The sequence below is a fragment of the Aeromonas sp. s2 genome (assembly GCF_040907935.1).
Classification (GTDB): domain Bacteria; phylum Pseudomonadota; class Gammaproteobacteria; order Enterobacterales; family Aeromonadaceae; genus Aeromonas; species Aeromonas dhakensis.
The window spans coordinates 432,490-450,178 of record NZ_JBFOCR010000014.1 but is presented as its reverse complement, the minus strand read 5'-3'; the positions used below and the strand labels follow the sequence as shown (position 1 = coordinate 450,178).

Sequence of the window (17,689 nt, the reverse complement as noted above, 5' to 3'; positions counted from 1 at the left end):
GTTGAAGGACACGATATGAAAAGAATCACCCCGCAGTGGCTCCTGGCGGGTTTGCTGGCACTCGGTTGCCTGCCGGTCTGGGCCAAGAGCGATGCCCAGCCGGCGGCCGATGCCGATCCGCGCCTGCAGGTCGAGGCCACCCTCGACCAGAAATTCGACCAGGGCAAATACTCCCCCAAGGGGGCCGATACCTGCCTCAAGTGCCACGATGCCGACTCGCGCAAACCCGCCACCGGCATCTTCCACAATGTGCACGGCAACCTCGGCAACCAGAACGGGCCGATGGCCGACAAACAGTGTGAAGCCTGCCACGGCCCCGCCGGCAACCACCCGCGCAATCCCCGCAAGGGACAGCAGCGGGAACCCATGATCACCTTCGGCCCCGACTCGCCGGTACCGGTGGAGAAACAGAACAGCGTCTGCCTCTCCTGCCACACCGATACCCAGCGGATGGGCTGGCATGCCAGCGCTCACGCGGTGGAGGATCTCTCCTGCACCAGCTGCCACAGCCTGCACCAGGCCAAGGATCCGGTGATGGACAGCAAGAAACAGGTGGAGACCTGTACCAGCTGCCACGCCCAGCAAAAAGCCGATCTGCACAAGCGCACCAGCCACCCCATTCTCAATGGTGAGCTGCCCTGCTCCAGCTGCCACAACCCGCACCAGTCGCAGAACGAGGCCAGCCTCAAGCAGCCCAGCCTCAATGAGAGCTGCTACGAATGTCACGCCGAGAGACGGGGCCCCTTCCTGTGGGAACACGAACCGGTGACCGAGGATTGCTCCCTCTGCCACAGCCCGCACGGCTCCATCAACCAGGCGCTGCTCAACAAGCGGGTGCCCCAGCTGTGCCAGGAGTGCCACAGCGTGCCCCATGCCAACGTCTCCATCCCCGAGGGGGATCTCAAGGTGCGTGGCGGCAGTTGCCTGAACTGTCATAACCAGATCCACGGGACCAACCATCCCAACGGTCAATCACTGCGGCGCTGAGGAGAGAAGTCATGAAATACTCAACACTTTGGCTCTCCCTGCTGGCGGTCTGCTCGGCCCAGGCGGCCGAGGAGCCGCTGGCAGTCGGGGATTACGCCCTGCAGCAGAGCAAACCGGCCAAGACCGAACGCTGGAGCTGCAAATCCTGCGAGCGCGATGAGGGCTGGTTTGGCGAAGTGGGGCTGGGTGCCGGCTATGCCAACGACGATGGCGCCACCCGCTTTCGCAACTGGGTTCCCAGCCAGCAGGACAGCGGCATGCTCGGCATCTTCAACGCCGACCTGCAATACCGGGGAGAAGGCTCCCGCTATGGCAGCCTGGAGGTGAAGAACCTCGGCATGGAGCGCTTCAGCCTGACAACCGAACAGGGCCACTACGACGGCATGCGCGCCCGAGTGGGCTACTCGGAGTCCCCCTTCTACTGGAACAGCCACGGCCGCAGCGTCTATCAGCCGGGCGAGAGCCCGCTGACCCAGGGGTCGCTGGCCGAGTTCGACAAGGAGGTGGTGCGCAAGAAGCTGACCGCCGGACTCGCCTATACCCCGAAGAGCCCGTGGCGCCCCTACGCCGATTTTTCTCATGAGAAAAAAGAGGCCACCCTCGCCTACTACCAGTCGAGCGTGCCCGGCATCGGCAGCGGGCCAGGCCTCTTGCCCAAGCCCGTCGACGGCAGCTCGACCACCCAGGTCAAGAGCGGCGTCAGCTACCTGGGAGAAGGCTGGCTGGTCGATCTCGCCTACAACGGCTCCCTCTACCGTACCGATGACACGGCGCTCTACTATGGCAGCGTCGCCGACCCTTACGCCAACGAGCGCGCCTACGAGCCGGACAACAACTTCCACCAGCTGAGCCTATCCGGCCAGTACAACTGGAACCGGCAGAGCCTGACCGGCCGCGTGCTCACCAGCCAGGCCACCTCCAACGGCAGCCTGACCGCGTTTCGCAACGCCCCCATCACCCAGGATGACTTCCACGGCGAGGTCAGCACCCTGCAGGCCGACGCCAAGTGGGTAGGCCGCTTTGGCCGGGATCTCACCCTGCGCGCCGGCGGCGAGTATCGGGACCGCAAGGACAAGTCCGATGAATACGCGGTGGTCGGCAAGCAGCGCGGCAAGAGCGATCGCACCCGCAGCAAGGCGGATCTGGCGGCCGACTACCGGCTCAGCCGCTCGGTCAAGCTCACTACCGGCTATCAGTACAAGGCCGATCAGCGCGAGCAGGCCGACCGGCAGGATACCGACGAGCACACCCTGTTCCTCAAGGGGCGCTACCGCCCGGCCGGGGTGCTGCAACTGGGCGGCAAGCTCGCCTGGAGCACCCGCGACGGCTCGGACTGGCGCCACGACAGCGCCGCTGGCAACGGCAGCCCGACCCTGCGCCAGTTCTATCTGGCGGACAGGGACAGGGTCGAACTAAGGGGAGATCTTGGCTATCAGTTCAGCGAGGGGATGGATGCCCGCCTCGAAGGGTGGTGGGCCAGGGATGACTACAAGGAGCCGGACATAGGGCGCAGCGAGGGCAAGGATTATGGCATCGACCTGACCCTCAACCAGCAGTTCGACGACAACCTGAGCGGCCACCTGTTCAGCAACCTGCAGTGGATCACCTCCAGCCAGAACCACGCCTACACAGGCGCACCGGACTGGGATCCCTACAGCACGGCGGTGCGTGACGAGATCACCACCCTCGGGCTCGGGCTCACCCAGAAGAAGGCGTTTGACCGGGATCTCGAGCTCGGGCTCGATTACAGCTTCGCCTATGGCCGCGGCAAGACCGACGCCAGCAAGGGCTATGACTACCCGGATCTCACCAGCAAGCAGCACCGGCTGGAAGGCTACGCCCTCTATCAGCTCACCAAGCAGCATTCGCTGCGCTGGGATGTGCGCTACGAATACTTCCAGGACGTGGATTACCTCTACACCGGCGAAGAGCGCAACCTCGGCAACCTGAACCAGGACTACAACGGCTACTTCACCGCCGTCTCCTGGCTCTACAAGTTCTAAAGGCACGGCCGCGCGTCAGGTAAGGGCAGACAGGCTGTGTTGTCAGCCCAACAATAAAGAGGGGAGCCCAGGCTCCCCTCTTTGATTGTCAAACCCGCCAGCCTGCGTGACAGGCCATCAATGACATGATGTGAACACCAATACCATGTCAACACTTCCCCAGCCAAGCCAAATCACATGTGAGCATTGATGAAAAAACATTTATATAAATATCAACTAGTTAAAAACGGCCAGTAGCGTCCAATGACCATAAATTGAAATTTTTATCGCCACTCTCCGTCATTACTTTTATTCCTTTTCGACCAGCAGCACCGACAGCCTGCGCCACTCTTCGGCAAACCGTTGCCTCAGATAAAACTGCCTGAGCATGATGGACAGTTTCTTGGCAAACCCGGCCTTGGCCTCTCTTGTCAGCAAGCACTGGATCTCCGCCCAAAGTGAATCACGTTCAAAGCCGGTCCAGATCGGTGGCACAGGTGCCAGGGTGTTGATGTAACAAACCGGCGCCACCCATTCGAACAAGACCATCTCGACGTGGGCAACGGGAAAGCCCCGTGCCACCTGAGCGATCCGCTCGAAATCGACCTCATTATCGACAAAGAGATCGGACAGCGCTTCACACAGGTCAATGTCTGCCAATGAGTGGACCACTCGCCACACCTCCCAAGACGGTATAGCGTCAGTTACACCACAGACACCAAGCAGGTTCAAGCTAATCGATGCACCGGGTCATCCACTGCCCCCCTAACCGGTGGCGCTCTCCCCCTGGCAAGTCGGGGTAACATGAGCCAAACCAAGACGAGGGCTCTGGTCGAGGGAGGCCGACTGCGCCGGGCGGTTGCCGGCGAGCTGCAACACCTGGAGGCACCCCGTTCGTGGATGGGGACCGAGAGCGCGAACATCTTCCGGCCTGCAGCTGCAGTTAATGAACGTGGTGGAACCCTTGGCCGCTTTCACTGCCAGACACCCCCACGGCAGTGGGCCGGCCCCAGGTAACAGCGGGACCATCACGGGACATGGGCAACAGGCCAAACAGTTGGCCGGCCAGCTATCCCCCATCATCGAATAAAACAAAGGGCCTTTAAGGCCCTCTTTCATTTTTGCTCAAACATCTCTTTGTTTAACTTCTCTTTCAGTGCTTCCAAAGAGAGTCTGTCTAACGCATGGTCCAGTTTCATAAGTCCATGTGCTTCACAATTTTGAGAATAGATCTCCTTGCCAAATCGCCAGCTCGTCTGTTTGACGTAGCACTGCTCCCATCCCAAACGTTCAATATTCGACATGCTGACTTTTTGTGTCAGCAGTCCCAAACCAGCAGCTATAACAATCAAGGAGACGACGAAGATCACCCGCCTCTTAACCGCTTTTGAGGAAAGGTCTGGCTCAGGCATATCCCGAGAAAGTATCAGCTTTCCACCGGCATATAGCATGAAAGGGGCCGCTAGTAGGCTAACGAAGATAGCGAACCATCCCCGCCAGTCATTCATTCGCAACGGATCTGCCGGTGTAAGTGCTTGCAGGTCCATGAATTCAGAACCAAACACCATGGCCATCCAAAGGCCACCTATTCCGAGTAATGCGACAACCAATCCACTGGCTCGCATCTGCCATGAGATCTGCCCAGTCATTCAAACTTTGCCTTAACCGCTTGTTTCATCATTTCTGAAAGCTCGGCGTTTTCATTGGTCAAGTCGATAAGTTTACCAGCAACCATCGTTACCAAAACGAGTTGCAGTAACGGAAAAGCTCATAATTTTTTGTCTCAGACGATTAGCGTAATGAGGGTAGATTTGATAACTGAAACCAAAAAAGATCCTAATGAGTTTCAACACTCTCCCCCTCCTACGATCGTGGGCTCTGTTCGTCCAAATGGTACCGACTCGAACACCCCCCAAAATATTGTTACAGTGCCAGCCTGCATAAAAACCTCAACCACCAATATGCTTCTTTAGCGGGGAGAAAGTGATAGTGAGAACAAAATCACTCGCGTGGAAAGTGAGTGCATCAATATCCACGCTGTTGCTACAAGGGATTAGTTTTGGCACATGGGCTGACGGAGAACAAGTTTGCTCTTCAGAACAACTAGCAGCTATCAAGGCAAGTTTGCCTTCAGGCACCGAACTGACTGCCGGCGCATGTAAGACGTTACCAAACCAGCCAGAAGTGACATTGACTTCCTACATTTTCCCAGATAGTGCAGATCACCATGATGAAATGTCTCTACCTACGAGTATCTGGCGAGTAGAACTAATTTCCCAAGGGAAAGTACAACAGCGGTTTGAGGAGACTATTGAAGAAGATGCCAGTATAAGAATTGGAAGCGCCAGTATATGGCTCGACACAGCTCCTTACCTACTGGCCAAAGGAGAACGGGCCTTTGGCGTAAGATTGGATATCGGCTATGGCCCCTCCTGTGCTGACGGTTTTAGCTCCAGATTCTTACATCTATTCAGACTACATAATGGAACTCTTCTACGCGTAATTAACGGCGCCCCTATGCTGCACACCTACATCCGAAAAGGCGTGCCTTGCTCACCAGGAAAAATTGACTTAGAACGAGGAATTTCCTACATCCAAGTCCTGCCAGGGATGTCTAACGGGCTGCACGATCTGAGAGTAGTAACCAAAGCGAAAACAGAGACCATAGAGCAGGATGGTACCTCTCAAACCTCCAGTCAGAGAACATTGAGCACCACGCTGCGCTTCAATGGCCATGAATACCCGGTTGGAGAATGGAATAACTTACCAAGCAAGGAGTGGTGGAAGTAATCGGCCATCCCCTGCCCCACATGGTAAATTCCTCGGGTATATACAGAGCCCTATAAAAGCCTGCCTCCAGCAGGCTTTGTTGTTATGGCGCTATAGACTCGACACAATCGCTGTCGCCACTTTGGCGACATTTTGCCAAAAACAAAAAGGCCGCTATTGCTAGCGGCCTTAGTAAGTCTTTGATTTTAATGGTGCCCGAGGCCGGAATCGAACCGGCACGACGCGAACGTCGAGGGATTTTAAATCCCTTGTGTCTACCGATTTCACCACTCGGGCACCGCAATCGGTATCAAGCTCGCGTGGCGGGCTTGTCAATATGGAGGCACGTTCCGGAGTCGAACCGGACTAAACGGATTTGCAATCCGCTGCATAACCGCTTTGCTAACGCGCCATGCAAAAGAGAGAAACTCTCTATTGTCTGAATTTGGAGCGGGAAACGAGACTCGAACTCGCGACCCCGACCTTGGCAAGGTCGTGCTCTACCAACTGAGCTATTCCCGCATTGGTCTGGCTGACTGCCTGACTACGAGGACGCATTCTAGCGATGTTCCTCGCCCAGTCAACCAAAAATGTTTAATACCCTGATCGTTCGAGTGTTTTTTGCCCTTTTCCTGCCTTTTCAGCGCTCACGACCGTTTCCCAGTCCCAAGAACGGGGAAACGGTCCTTTGTGTCGGCAGCTCAGAACCGGGAGTGATAGCTGAGATCGCCCCAGGCGGCCTTCATGTACTGGAACATGGACCAGAAGGTGAGCACGGTCGCCACGTAGAGCAGCACATAGGCGAGCCACACCATCCAGATGTCGTACTGCCAGATGAGGCCGGTCAGCGAGACCATCTGGATCATGGTCTTCCATTTGCCAATCCAGCTGACCGCCACCGAGGAGCGCTTGCCCAGCTCAGCCATCCACTCACGCAGGGCGGAGATGATGATCTCGCGGCCAATCATGGTCATGGCAGGAATGGTCACCCAGATGGTGTTGTAGTGCTCGACGATCACCACCAGCGCCGCCGCCACCATGATCTTGTCGGCGACCGGATCGAGGAAGGCACCGAAGGCGGTGGATTGATTCAGCTTGCGGGCCAGGTAGCCGTCAAACCAGTCGGTCGCCGCCGCCAGGATGAAGACGATGGCCGCCGCCAGATAGGACCACTGGTAGGGAAGGTAGAACAGGATGACGAAGACGGGGATGAGCAAGATCCGAAAAAACGTCAGCAGATTAGGAATATTTGTCATTATTTTCAGCCACTTCTTGTATGCCGCTACATGGTAGCCCCAAGCCGATCACGGATGCAACCGGACAGGCGCCCGCCTTGGTCTATTAATCCATCAACAACCTCAGGATGCGGGCCATTATGGCATTTGCGGCCCCCCGGCGTCACGGCTCTTGTGTGTCTGGATCCTGAAGGGGATGAACCCGGGGTGAATGGTGTGACTCACCTCGCCTCTTGTCGATACCCGGGGCGACAGCCCCTGCTCGTCGTCTGGACAAACAGGGGCTGCATGGAGGGGTATTCCCCCTTCTCGGCTACCAATGGCTAGAGAGAGTGCAGGGCATCGTGGATGGACTGGGCCAGCTCCTGGCTGATGCCGGGCACCTTGGCAAGCTCCTCCACCCCGGCTTTTTTCACCTCCTGCAGACCGCCCAGGTACTTGAGCAGCGCCTGCCGCCGTTTCGGCCCCACCCCCGGAATATCCTCCAAAGTACTGGTGGTGCGGGCCTTCGCCCGTCTGGCGCGGTGGCCAGTGATAGCAAAACGGTGGGATTCATCGCGAATGTGCTGAATGAGGTGCAGGGCGGGCATATCTGCCGGTAAATGCAGCTCTTCGTGACTCTCCCCCAGGATCAGGGTCTCCAGCCCCGCCTTGCGGGTCACCCCCTTGGCGATGCCTACCAGCAGCGGATATTTTCCCCCCAGAAACTCCAGCTGACGGGCCAGGATCTCCTCGGCGCGGCGCAGCTGGCCGAGGCCGCCGTCGATAAACAGCACGTCAGGCACCTTGTCCGGCTCCTGCTGCTTGCCAAAGCGCCGCTCCAGCGCCTGCTCCATGGCGGCGTAGTCATCGCCGCCGGTGATGCCGTCGATGTTGAAGCGACGATATTCCGATGAGAGCGGCCCCTCACGGTTGAACACCACGCAGGAGGCCACGGTGCGCTCCCCCATGGTGTGGGAGATATCGAAGCACTCCATGCGGGCGATGGGGCGCTCCAGCTCCAGCAGCTCCTCCAGCTGATCGTAGCGGGCGGTGATGGTGCTCTTGTGGGCAAGGCGCGAGCGCAGCGCGGTCTGGGCGTTGATGGAGGCAAGCTTGATGAAGCGGGCCCGCTCGGCGCGGGTACGGCTCACCACCCGCACCTTGTAGCCGGCGGTCTGGCTCAGGGTCTCGGCAATGACGTTCTCGTCTTCGAGCGCCACATCGAGCAGCACCTCGCTCGGGATCTGCCGCCCCCCCTGCCCCGACAGATAGAACTGCAGCAGGAAGGATTGCACCACCTCGTCGAGCTGGGTATCGGCCGGCACTTTCGGGAAGTAGCTGCGCGAGCCCAGCACCTTGCCCTGGCGGATGAAGAGCACGTGAATGCAGGCGGTCCCCTGCTCGAAGGCCACCCCCACCACGTCGAGCTCGTCCAACACGTTGCCGCTCACCGACTGCTGTTCGGTCACCCGGCGCAACGCCTGGATCTGATCCCGATAGCGGGCCGCCTCCTCGAAGCGCAGATCGCCGCTGGCGGATTCCATCTTGCCCACCAGCTCGCCTATCACCTGCTGGTTCTTGCCCGCGAGGAACAGCTTGGCCAGCTCCACCTGCTGGGCATACTCGGCCTCGCTCACCAGCCCGGCCACGCAGGGGCCGGCGCAGCGCTTGAGCTGGTAGAGCAGGCAGGGGCGGGTGCGGTTGGCATAGACTGCATCCTCACACTGGCGTACCGGGAAGATCTTCTGCATCAGGTGCAGGCTCTCGCGCACCGCACCGCCGGAGGGGTACGGGCCGAAGTACTCCCCCTTCACCTTGCGGGCACCGCGATGGACGCCGATACGCGGGTGCTGATGGGCGGTGATGATGATCCAGGGGTAGGACTTGTCATCCCGCAGCAGCACGTTGTAGCGGGGCTGGTACTGCTTGATCAGGTTGTGCTCGAGGATCAGCGCCTCGGTCTCGGTGTGGGTGACCGTCACCTGCACGTCGGCGATCTGGCGCACCAGGGTGCGGGTCTTGATGCTGTCGACGTTGGCCCGAAAGTAGGAGGCGAGCCGTTTCTTCAGATCCTTGGCCTTGCCCACGTAGATGACGGTGCCGCCGCTGTCGTACATGCGATAGACACCGCTCTGGTGGGTGACGGCACTGAGAAACGCCTTGCTGTCGAAGAGAGGTTCAGAGGAGGTCATGCTGGCTCCGGCAACGGGGATCGAAGTGTTGGGTCTGGGATATCGCGGCAAGCGGAAGATCGAAAGAGAGGCTCATCGGCAACTCGGTTCAACGGATGAAAGCAGAAGACGGCACAGAGCATACTGCGTCAGACCGGCAAAAAGCAAAAAGGCGGCACAGGCCGCCTTTGATGGCTACACGCCGCCCGTTACAGGGTGTCGGCATCCAGCATGCCATAGCGAATGGCCAGATGGGTCAGCTCCACATCGCCATTGATGTTGAGCTTGCTGAACAGCCGGTAGCGGTAGCTGTTGACCGTCTTCGGGCTCAGGTTGAGCTGCTCGGAAATATCGGTCACCTTCTGCCCCTTGGTGATCATCATCATGATCTGCAGCTCGCGCTCGGAGAGGGACTTGAAAGGGTTCTCGTCGGCCGAGGCAAACTGGCTCAGGGCCATCTGCTGGGCGATCTCCGGGGAGATGTAACGCTGACCGGAGTGGACCAGGCGAATGGCGTGGATCATCTCGTCCGGTGCGGCCCCCTTGGTGAGATAGCCGGCGGCACCCGCCTGCATCACCTTGGTCGGGAACGGATTTTCTGAATGAATGGTCAGCACTATGATGCGCACATCGGGCCGGATCCGCAGGATCTTGCGGGTTGCCTCCAGGCCGCCGATGCCAGGCATGTTCATGTCCATCAGGATCACGTCGGGATGGTTCTGACGACAGAAAGTGACTGCGGTTTCCCCGCTCTGCGCCTCGCCCACCACCTTGATCCCGCGGACATCTTCCAGAATGCGTCTTATCCCTGTACGCACCAACTCATGATCATCGACCAGGAATACATTAATCACCCAAACACCCCGTTTTTTATCTCGTTATATGCCAGTTAGGGTTAACACGGCGTCTTGCATCATAACCAAACTCGTCGATTTGGCAAACCATGGCCGGGAAAAGTTTGAAAGTGCTCATAAATGACGTTTGTAATCAAATAATTATGTAAAGATTAAACACAAAAAACGGCGCCCGCAGGCACCGTTCAGAGTCATTTTTGCTGTTGTCGGCATCAGTTCGCCAGCAGTGCGCGCACCTTGTCCAGATCGGCCTGGGTATCCACCCCGACCGGCGGCGCCTCGAGGGCCTGGGCCACGTGGATCTTCTCCCCGTACCAGAGCACCCGCAGCTGCTCCAGCGCCTCTACTTGCTCGAGCGCGCTCGGCGCCCAGTCCACATAACGCTGGATGAAACCGGCGCGATAGGCGTAGATGCCGATGTGACGCTGGTAGTGATCGCCAATCTGCTCGCGGCTTGCGGCAAAACGATCACGATCCCACGGAATGGAGGCACGGCTGAAGTAGAGGGCGTAGCCATCCTGGTCGGTCACCACCTTGACGGCGTTCGGGTTGAACGCCTCTTCGGCGTCCTGAATTGGCACAGACAGAGTCGCCATGGGCGCGCTGGCGGCGGCCAGGTTGTCCGCCACCTGACGGATGATGACCGGCGGAATGAGCGGCTCGTCCCCCTGCACGTTGACCACTATGGTGTCGGCGGCAAAACCATAGTGACGGCACACCTCGGCCAGCCGCTCGGTACCGGACTGGTGATCCTTCGAGGTCATGCACACTTCGAACCCGGTCTGGCCGGCCAGCGCCTGCTGCACCCGCTCATCGTCGGTGGCGACGATCACCCGATCGGCGCCCGACTGCAGGGCCTTTTCCACCACGTGCTGTACCATGGGCTTGCCATGGATGTCGGCCAGCGGCTTGCCCGGCAGCCGGGTGGAGGCGTAGCGGGCCGGAATGACGACGACGAAGCTCATGACGACAGCTCGTCGCTATTGAGCGGACGGGCGCGGTTCTCCAGCAGCACCGGGATCCCCTCCTCCAGCGGATAAGCCAGCTTGTCGAAACGGCAGACCAGCTCATGCACGGACTTGTTATAGTGCAGCTTGCCCTTGCAGACCGGGCAGGCAATGATGTCGAGCAACTTGATGTCCAAAGCCAAAACGATACTCCTTCAACGATGTCGCGCCGGCGGTTTCATCACGCCGGCGATGGGTGTCGAACCAACCAGATGTTTCATGCGGGGCATGACAAGCCCCCTTCTCTCCCGCGCTGGCGAGCGAGATTAATCTTGTGCCTTGGTTGCGCCTTGCCCCTTCCCGCTCGCGCCCAGCTTGTGCAGCAGGGTATCGAGCAGGGAGGCGGGCAACTCGGCGCTGACCGGCAGATACCACCAGTTGTCGAGGGCAAAGGGGCGGCACTTGACCGCATCCTTCTCGGTCATCAGCAGCGGCTTGCCGGCAAAGCGGCCCACCAGCTCGTCCCGATCGAAGGGGTGGTGATCCCCGTAGGCCACCCGCTGATCCAGCTGGTAACCGAGCCCCTCGAGAGTGGCGAAGAAACGGGGCGGATGACCAATGCCCGCCAGCGTGTCTACCGGACCGGCCAGCGGCGTGGTCAGCGGGGCCTCGTCGCGTACCCGACGGGGGGAATCGGCCACCAACCTCATGGGATACTCTCCCCGCCCCGGCTCGCCGCCGTTGCAGATGATGGCGTCCACCCGCTTGAGCCGGGTGACCGGCTCGCGCAGCGGCCCCATGGGCAGCAGGCAGGCGTTGCCGAAACGGCGCGCCCCGTCCACCACCACCAGCTCGATGTCACGGGCCAGCGCATAGTGCTGCAGGCCGTCGTCGGTGATGATGATGTCCACTTCGCCGCTCTGCTCCAGCAGACGCACCGCATCGGCCCGCCTGGGCGCCACCACCACAGGGCAGCCACAGCGCCTAGCGATCAGTACTGGTTCATCCCCCGCCTGCGCCGTGGTGCTGGCGGCATCGAGCCGGTACGGGTAATGGGGCGCCTTGCCGCCATAACCGCGGCTCACCACCCCGGGGCGATAGCCGCGGGCCTGCAACTGCTCCACCAGCCAGACCACGACCGGGGTCTTGCCGTTGCCACCCACCGAGATGTTGCCCACGACGATGACCGGCACAGAGGCACGATAGCCCTTGCGCCAGCCGTGACGATAGGCGTAGCGGCGGGTGCCGCTGACAACGGCAAACAGCAGGGCAAAGGGGGCCAGCAACCAGCGCCAGCCACTCTTTGCATACCAGAGCCGCTCCAGCATCAGGCGTTGCCACCTGCGGTGGCATGGCCGAACTGGATGGCGCGCAGCTGGGCATAAGTCCCCTGCTGAGCCATCAGCGCTGCGTGGTTGCCGCGCTCGACGATATGGCCTTCGTCGATCACCAGGATCTCGTCCGCCTTCTCGATGGTGGAGAGGCGGTGAGCGATCACCAGCGAGGTGCGCGCCTTGCACAGCTCGTCGATGGCCGCCTGGATGTGGCGCTCGGACTCGGTATCCAGCGCCGAGGTGGCCTCGTCCAGCAGCAGCACGGGGGCATCGCGCAGCAGGGCGCGGGCGATGGCGATACGCTGACGCTGACCGCCGGAGAGCGACGCGCCGTTTTCGCCAACCACGGTGTCATAACCGTTGCTCATCTTGCTGACGAACTCGTCGGCGTGGGCGATGCGGGCCGCCTGCTTGATCTCGTCGAGGCTGTATTGCTCTTCCGCGGCGTAGGCGATGTTGCTCGCCACCGTGTCGTTGAACAGGTGCACGTGCTGGGAGACCAGGGCGTACTGCTTGCGCAGCTCGCTCAGGCGGTAATCGCGGATATTGACGCCATCCAGCAGGATCTCCCCCTGCTCGATGTCATAGAAGCGGGTCAGCAGGCTGGCGATGGTGCTCTTGCCAGAGCCGGAACGGCCCACCAGGGCCACCGATTTGCCCGCCTCAACCTTGAAGCTGACGTTGTGCAGCGCCGGGGTGTCCTTGGTCGGGTAGGTGAAGGTGACGTTGCGAAACTCGATCTCGCCGCGGGCGCGCTCCAGGGTACGAGTGCCAGTATCCTGCTCCGGCTCGGTATCGAGCAGGCCGAACAGGCTGTGGCAGGCGGTGATGGCGCGCTGGAACTGGTTGTTGACGTCGGTCAGGCTTTTCAGCGGCTTGAGCAGCATCATCATGGAGGTGATCATGACGGTAAAGGTACCGGCAGTCAGCTCGCTGCGCACGCTGTCGATGGTGGCCACATAGAGGAAGGCCGCCAGCGCGATGGAGGCAACCATCTGCACCACCGGGCTGCCGATGGCATCGGCGGCGACCATCTTCATGGTCTGCTGGCGCATGTTGTTGCTGACCTTGAAGAAGCGCTTCTCCTCCACCTTCTGGCCGCCGAACATCAGCACCTCTTTGTGCCCCTTGAGCATCTGCTCGGTGGAGGTGGTGATGTCACCCACCGCCTGCTGGATGTGGCGGCTGATCTGACGGAAACGGCGGCTGATGAGGCCGATGATGATGCCCACCACGGGCCCCACCACCAGGAAGATCACCGACAGTTGCCAGGAGTGCCAGAACATCAGGCCGAGCAAACCGATGACCGTCGCCCCTTCCCGCACCAGGGTGACCAATGTGGTACTGGCGGCCGAGGAGACTTGACTCGCGTCATAGGTCACCTTGGAGAGCAGGTGGCCGGTATTCTGGCGGTCGAAGAAGCTCATCGGCATCGCCACCATGTGGTTGAATACCTGCTGCTGCAGGCGCATCACCACGTGGTTGCCGACCCAGGCCATGCAGTAGTTGGAGAGGAAGTTGGCGACGCCGCGCAGGGCCACGATACCCAGCACGAAGAAGGGCATCCACTTGAGCACGGTCGGATCATTGCCGTTGATCCCCTTGTCGATCAGCGGCTTGATGGAATAGACGAAGGTGGTATCCACGGCGGCGTAGCCCAGCATGCCGATGATGCCGCCAATCAGGCCAAGCTTGCGGTCACGGACATAGCCGAGCAGACGCTTGAAGACAGGCCAGCTGTCTTGTGAGGTTTCTTGTTGCATGAATAGCCGTTAATAAGGGAAATGACGGGCTATTCTAGCCAAAGCGCAGGATTACACCAAGCATCGCCAGCGCATGCCCATCGCCAAGACGGCAAATGACGGCCGTTATCCCAGCCAAGGCGCAGGATTACACCAAGCAGTGCCCATCACCAGAGCGGGAAATGACGGTCGTTATCCCAGCCAAAGCGCAGGATTACACCAAGCATCGCCAGCGCATGCCCATCGCCAAGACGGCAAATGACGGCCGTTATCCCAGCCAAAGCACAGGATTACACCAAGCAGTGCCCATCACCAGAGCGGGAAATGACGACCGTTATCCCAGCCACAGCCGGGTTTACGCTCAGCGCTCAGGCTAAAATGCAGGCCGCCACCAGTCACCATTGCGACGAAACCAGGGGCCCTGCTCCCGCTCGGCACTGATCCGCAGCCCGTCCGGCGCTGGCTCGACCAGGATCTCCCCGTCTAGCCCGGTGACCCATTGCTGCGCCTCCCGGTAGCGAGCCACCACCTCGGGGCGGGGAAAGCCCCACTGGTTCATGAAGCCGGCGCTGTGTACCACATAGCGGGGGGCCACCGCCGCCACGAAGGGGGCCGTGGAGGAGGTGCGGCTGCCATGATGGGGGCTTACCAGCAAGGTGCTGGCAAGCCCGGCCCCTTCCAGCGCCAGCAAGCGCTGCTCCGCCTGCCGCTCGATGTCGGCGCTGAGCAGGATACGTCGATCCCCGTCGCGGATCTGCAGCACACAGCCGTCGTTGTTATGGCCGCCTCCCGGCTGCTGTGGCCAAAGCACCGCCATCTCGAGCCCCTGCCAGCGCCACTGCTGGCCACGCCGGCACAGGGTCGTGAAGCGGCCGAAATCGAAGGAAGAGAGCTCGTGGCGCACCGGCAGAGCCTGCAGGATGGCGCGCCGGTTGCCGGCGTGATCCCGGTCCTTGTGGCTGATGACCAGATAATCCAGCACCCGCACATCGAGCCGGTTGAGCAAGGGCAGGATCACGGCATCCGCCATGTTGTAGCCGCCCGGGTAGCGATCGCCGGTGTCAAACAGGATGCCGCGCTCGCCCCGGGTGATCAGCACCGCCAGCCCCTGCCCCACGTCCAATACCCTCAGTTGCCAGTGAGTCGGCACCGGCCAGGCCGCCAGCAGCAGGGCTACGCCCCCCGGCAACAGCAAGGAACGACCGCCCGGCACATGCCAGGCGCACCAGAGCAGGGTCAGCAGCGCTGTGAGCGGCAGCACCCAGCCCGGCACCGGCCACCAGAGCTGCCACTGGCTGGCCAACCTCTCCAGCGCCCACAATATCCACTGCAGGCCGACATCGGCCAGCCAGAACAGCAGGTGGGCCAGCTCCCCCGAGAGCGGCGCCAGCAGCACCCCGATGAGCGCCAGCGGTATGATGCCGATGCAAAAGAGCGGCAATGCCAGCAGATTGAGCAGCAGCGACAGCGGCGCTATCCCCTCGAACAGCGCCAGTTGCAGCGGCAGCAGCCCCAGCAGCAACAAGCCCTGCAGACGGACGAGCCCGGGCTTGGCCTCCAGCAGGCTCGCCACCAGCAGCAGGGCCACCGCCAGGAAGGAGAGCCAGAATCCGGCCGAATAGAGGGCGAAGGGATCCCAGAGCGTGAGTACCACGAAGGCCCACAACCAGACGCGATGGGCAGGCCACTCCCGCCGTCGCCAGCGCAGCAGGCTCCACACCAGCACCATGATGAGGGCCCGCTCGGTGGCCACCGCAAAACCGGCCAGCCAGCTGTAGAGGGCGGCAAACAGCAGGGCGAGCAGAATCGCCCCCCGCAGTCCGAACAGCCGCCCCAGCCACCAGCCGAGCACCGCCACCAGCGCGATGTGCTGCCCCGAGATGGCGATGATGTGGGTCAGCCCGCTGCCGCGAAACAGGCTCCACTGCTCAGTCGTGATGCCGCCCTGCTCGCCGAAGGTCAGCGCTGCCAGCAGCGGGCCCTGGCTCAGATCCTGCCAGCTGGCGGCGGCCCGGGCCAGCCAGCGCTCGCGCAGCCCCGCCGGCACAGCTTCAATCTGGATCACCCGGCGCAAGTTGCCGGTGGCGGTGATCCCCGTGCCGAGCAGCAGGCGCCGCCCGTCCATCCCCGCCTCGTTGGCCAGGCCGTGGGCCGGCTTGAGGGAGACCTCCAGGGTCAGGCGACTGCCTGCCGTCATGGTGGGCAGCGCCTGGTAGGCATTGATGCGCACCAGGGGTGCCGGGGTGAGCGCCTGCTCATCGAGCCTGTTCACCCGCAACACCAGCCGGACAAATTTATCGCCCTCGGGTTCTGCACTTTGCAGTTGTGCGGTTATGATGTGGCTCGTTTTTTTGCCAAGCTGATCCAGCCAGGCAAGCCGGTAGTGCAAATTCCCCTGCATCCAGAGGATGCCGCCCAGCAAGAACAGCAGCCGCCAGCAGCGGCAACCGGCGAGGGGGAACGCGAGCAGCAGCATCAGGCCACCCCATTCCCATGAAGGCAACCATGGCCAAAGCAGTGAGGAGCTTGCCCCGAGGGCAAACGACAACAGGCGCAGATCCATGGTGCAAGTATTTAGCAAGGTTTCAATATGCCCAAACGACTCATACAACGCTGGCTGCCTGATCCGGCGACACTCAAGGAACACAAGCACTTGCGGCTGTTTGGCAAGTTGCTGCTGGACGCCAACCTGTGGCACCTCAATCGCCGCTCGGCGGCCGGTGCCTTCGCGGTGGGGCTGTTCATGGCCTGGGTGCCGCTCCCCTGCCAGATGTTGCTGGCGGCCGGCGGCGCCATCGCCTGCCGGGTCAACCTGCCGCTCTCGGTAGCCCTGGTCTGGCTCTCCAACCCCTTCACCATGCCGCCGCTGTTCTACGGCGCCTACCTGACCGGCTGTCAGCTGCTGGGGCAATCCTCCCAGCACATCGAGATCGAGTTCACCTGGGCCTGGCTGGTGTCGGTGTTCGAGACCGTGGCCCCACCGCTGCTGCTGGGTTCGCTGGTGCTGGCCCTGCTCAGCTCCCTCATCGGCTACGCCCTCATTCGTACCTGCTGGCGCATCAGCACCGTTCGTCAGTGGCAGAAACGCAAGGTGGCCCGCGCATGCTGAATCGCTGGTTTGCCCGCTTCAAGATTGACCCCGATACCCTGCGCCAGCAGAAGTGGTTCGCCCTGTTTGGCGAGCGCCTGCTCGCCCCCGCCCTCTGGCAAGGGGGGCCGCGCGCCCTGAGCGGGGCGGTGGCGGCGGGCATCTTCGCCTGCTGGTTTCCCATCCCCATGCATTCACTCATCGCGGTCGGGCTGGCGCTGGCGTTCAGCCTCAACCTGCCGCTGGCGCTGCTGGCGGTCTGGTTCAACAACCCGCTGACCCTGCCCTTCATGTACCTCTACGCCTATCGCACCGGTTGTCTGGTGCTGCACAAGACGCCGGAGCCATTTCACCTTACCTGGACCCTGCACTGGCTGGAGCACGAAGCGGCCACCCTGGTGCCTCCCTTCCTGCTCGGCAGCCTGCTGCTGGCGGTACTGACCGCCGCCACCGGCGGCCTCCTCACCCTGCTGTTGCTGCGCCTTGGCAAGCTGGTCCGCCCCCGCTGATCTCACCCGCCTCGTCAGCCTCTGGCGCGCTGACGAGGCGCTGCCTTGCCATCCCCGGCACCTGCCACCACACTCCTTGTAACCCGTTG

15 protein-coding genes, 3 tRNA genes and 1 pseudogene are annotated in these 17,689 nt (G+C 61.3%); 6 read left to right on the top strand and 13 right to left on the bottom strand.

The window, feature by feature from the left end; translation table 11 throughout:
* Positions 1-15 precede the first annotated feature (15 nt).
* Together AB5Y81_RS12835 and AB5Y81_RS12830 are read left to right on the top strand one after the other, a co-directional pair.
* Entirely contained in the window at positions 16-987 is a 972-nt protein-coding gene (locus tag AB5Y81_RS12835) for a DmsE family decaheme c-type cytochrome (RefSeq protein WP_201882376.1), read from the top strand.
* Positions 988-998: 11 nt separating this feature from the next.
* Positions 999-2,990, top strand: coding sequence for an MtrB/PioB family decaheme-associated outer membrane protein (locus tag AB5Y81_RS12830; RefSeq protein WP_279484136.1), 1,992 nt, complete (start codon positions 999-1,001; stop codon positions 2,988-2,990).
* A gap of 288 nt (positions 2,991-3,278) precedes the next feature.
* Here the strand turns inward: AB5Y81_RS12830 and AB5Y81_RS12825 are convergent, their stop codons facing one another.
* Complete coding sequence (locus AB5Y81_RS12825) at positions 3,279-3,641, bottom strand: hypothetical protein (RefSeq protein WP_279484135.1); 363 nt, start codon at positions 3,639-3,641, stop codon at positions 3,279-3,281.
* Positions 3,642-3,749: 108 nt separating this feature from the next.
* Here AB5Y81_RS12825 and AB5Y81_RS12820 point away from each other — a divergent pair.
* Positions 3,750-4,059 (top strand): annotated as a pseudogene (locus AB5Y81_RS12820) (hypothetical protein); the annotation flags it as partial.
* A gap of 25 nt (positions 4,060-4,084) precedes the next feature.
* On the opposite strand, the gene AB5Y81_RS12815 reads toward AB5Y81_RS12820, so the two are convergent.
* Positions 4,085-4,618 carry a hypothetical protein gene (locus AB5Y81_RS12815; protein ID WP_095592432.1) on the bottom strand — a complete coding sequence of 178 codons (534 nt, stop codon included), beginning with the start codon at positions 4,616-4,618 and terminating at the stop codon, positions 4,085-4,087.
* A gap of 340 nt (positions 4,619-4,958) precedes the next feature.
* On the opposite strand from AB5Y81_RS12815, the gene AB5Y81_RS12810 reads away from it, so the two are divergent.
* On the top strand, positions 4,959-5,759 hold the full coding sequence (locus AB5Y81_RS12810; protein ID WP_147323350.1) for a hypothetical protein: 801 nt from the start codon (positions 4,959-4,961) through the stop codon (positions 5,757-5,759).
* 189 nt (positions 5,760-5,948) lie between these two features.
* Here AB5Y81_RS12810 and AB5Y81_RS12805 read toward each other — a convergent pair.
* The 11 genes from AB5Y81_RS12805 to AB5Y81_RS12755 all read right to left on the bottom strand — a co-directional run bounded on the left by AB5Y81_RS12805 (position 5,949) and on the right by AB5Y81_RS12755 (position 16,656).
* Positions 5,949-6,035 (bottom strand) — tRNA-Leu (locus tag AB5Y81_RS12805).
* 41 nt (positions 6,036-6,076) lie between these two features.
* Positions 6,077-6,150, bottom strand: a tRNA-Cys gene (locus AB5Y81_RS12800).
* A gap of 34 nt (positions 6,151-6,184) precedes the next feature.
* Positions 6,185-6,260: transfer RNA gene (locus tag AB5Y81_RS12795), tRNA-Gly, on the bottom strand.
* A gap of 179 nt (positions 6,261-6,439) precedes the next feature.
* A complete protein-coding gene (gene pgsA / locus AB5Y81_RS12790; protein ID WP_010633516.1) occupies positions 6,440-6,994 on the bottom strand; it encodes a CDP-diacylglycerol--glycerol-3-phosphate 3-phosphatidyltransferase in 555 nt (184 codons plus the stop codon).
* 302 nt (positions 6,995-7,296) lie between these two features.
* The gene (uvrC, locus tag AB5Y81_RS12785; protein ID WP_126881514.1) at positions 7,297-9,147 is read right to left on the bottom strand and encodes an excinuclease ABC subunit UvrC; all 1,851 of its coding nucleotides are present in this window, start codon (positions 9,145-9,147) and stop codon (positions 7,297-7,299) included.
* 188 nt (positions 9,148-9,335) lie between these two features.
* Positions 9,336-9,980 (bottom strand): UvrY/SirA/GacA family response regulator transcription factor, encoded by a 645-nt coding sequence (gene uvrY, locus AB5Y81_RS12780; protein WP_005302696.1) that lies wholly within the window; start codon positions 9,978-9,980, stop codon positions 9,336-9,338.
* 212 nt (positions 9,981-10,192) lie between these two features.
* Positions 10,193-10,945 (bottom strand): 3-deoxy-manno-octulosonate cytidylyltransferase, encoded by a 753-nt coding sequence (kdsB, locus tag AB5Y81_RS12775; protein WP_010633514.1) that lies wholly within the window; start codon positions 10,943-10,945, stop codon positions 10,193-10,195.
* On the bottom strand, positions 10,942-11,130 hold the full coding sequence (locus AB5Y81_RS12770; protein ID WP_005302702.1) for a Trm112 family protein: 189 nt from the start codon (positions 11,128-11,130) through the stop codon (positions 10,942-10,944). Before AB5Y81_RS12770 ends, kdsB begins: the two co-directional genes overlap by 4 nt.
* A gap of 123 nt (positions 11,131-11,253) precedes the next feature.
* Positions 11,254-12,255 (bottom strand): tetraacyldisaccharide 4'-kinase, encoded by a 1,002-nt coding sequence (lpxK, locus tag AB5Y81_RS12765; RefSeq protein ID WP_279484134.1) that lies wholly within the window; start codon positions 12,253-12,255, stop codon positions 11,254-11,256.
* Positions 12,255-14,024, bottom strand: coding sequence for a lipid A ABC transporter ATP-binding protein/permease MsbA (msbA, locus tag AB5Y81_RS12760; protein ID WP_005302704.1), 1,770 nt, complete (start codon positions 14,022-14,024; stop codon positions 12,255-12,257). The genes lpxK and msbA overlap by 1 nt, the downstream gene beginning before the upstream one ends.
* Positions 14,025-14,376: 352 nt before the next feature.
* The gene (locus tag AB5Y81_RS12755; RefSeq protein ID WP_341536310.1) at positions 14,377-16,656 is read right to left on the bottom strand and encodes a DNA internalization-related competence protein ComEC/Rec2; all 2,280 of its coding nucleotides are present in this window, start codon (positions 16,654-16,656) and stop codon (positions 14,377-14,379) included.
* Between AB5Y81_RS12755 and AB5Y81_RS12750 the strand changes: the two genes are divergently transcribed.
* Positions 16,594-17,112, top strand: a complete 519-nt coding sequence (locus AB5Y81_RS12750) for a DUF2062 domain-containing protein (RefSeq protein ID WP_011706585.1) — start codon at positions 16,594-16,596, stop codon at positions 17,110-17,112. The two genes, AB5Y81_RS12755 and AB5Y81_RS12750, sit on opposite strands and share 63 nt — an antisense overlap.
* Entirely contained in the window at positions 17,106-17,600 is a 495-nt protein-coding gene (locus AB5Y81_RS12745) for a DUF2062 domain-containing protein (protein WP_005302707.1), read from the top strand. Before AB5Y81_RS12750 ends, AB5Y81_RS12745 begins: the two co-directional genes overlap by 7 nt.
* Positions 17,601-17,689 lie beyond the last annotated feature (89 nt).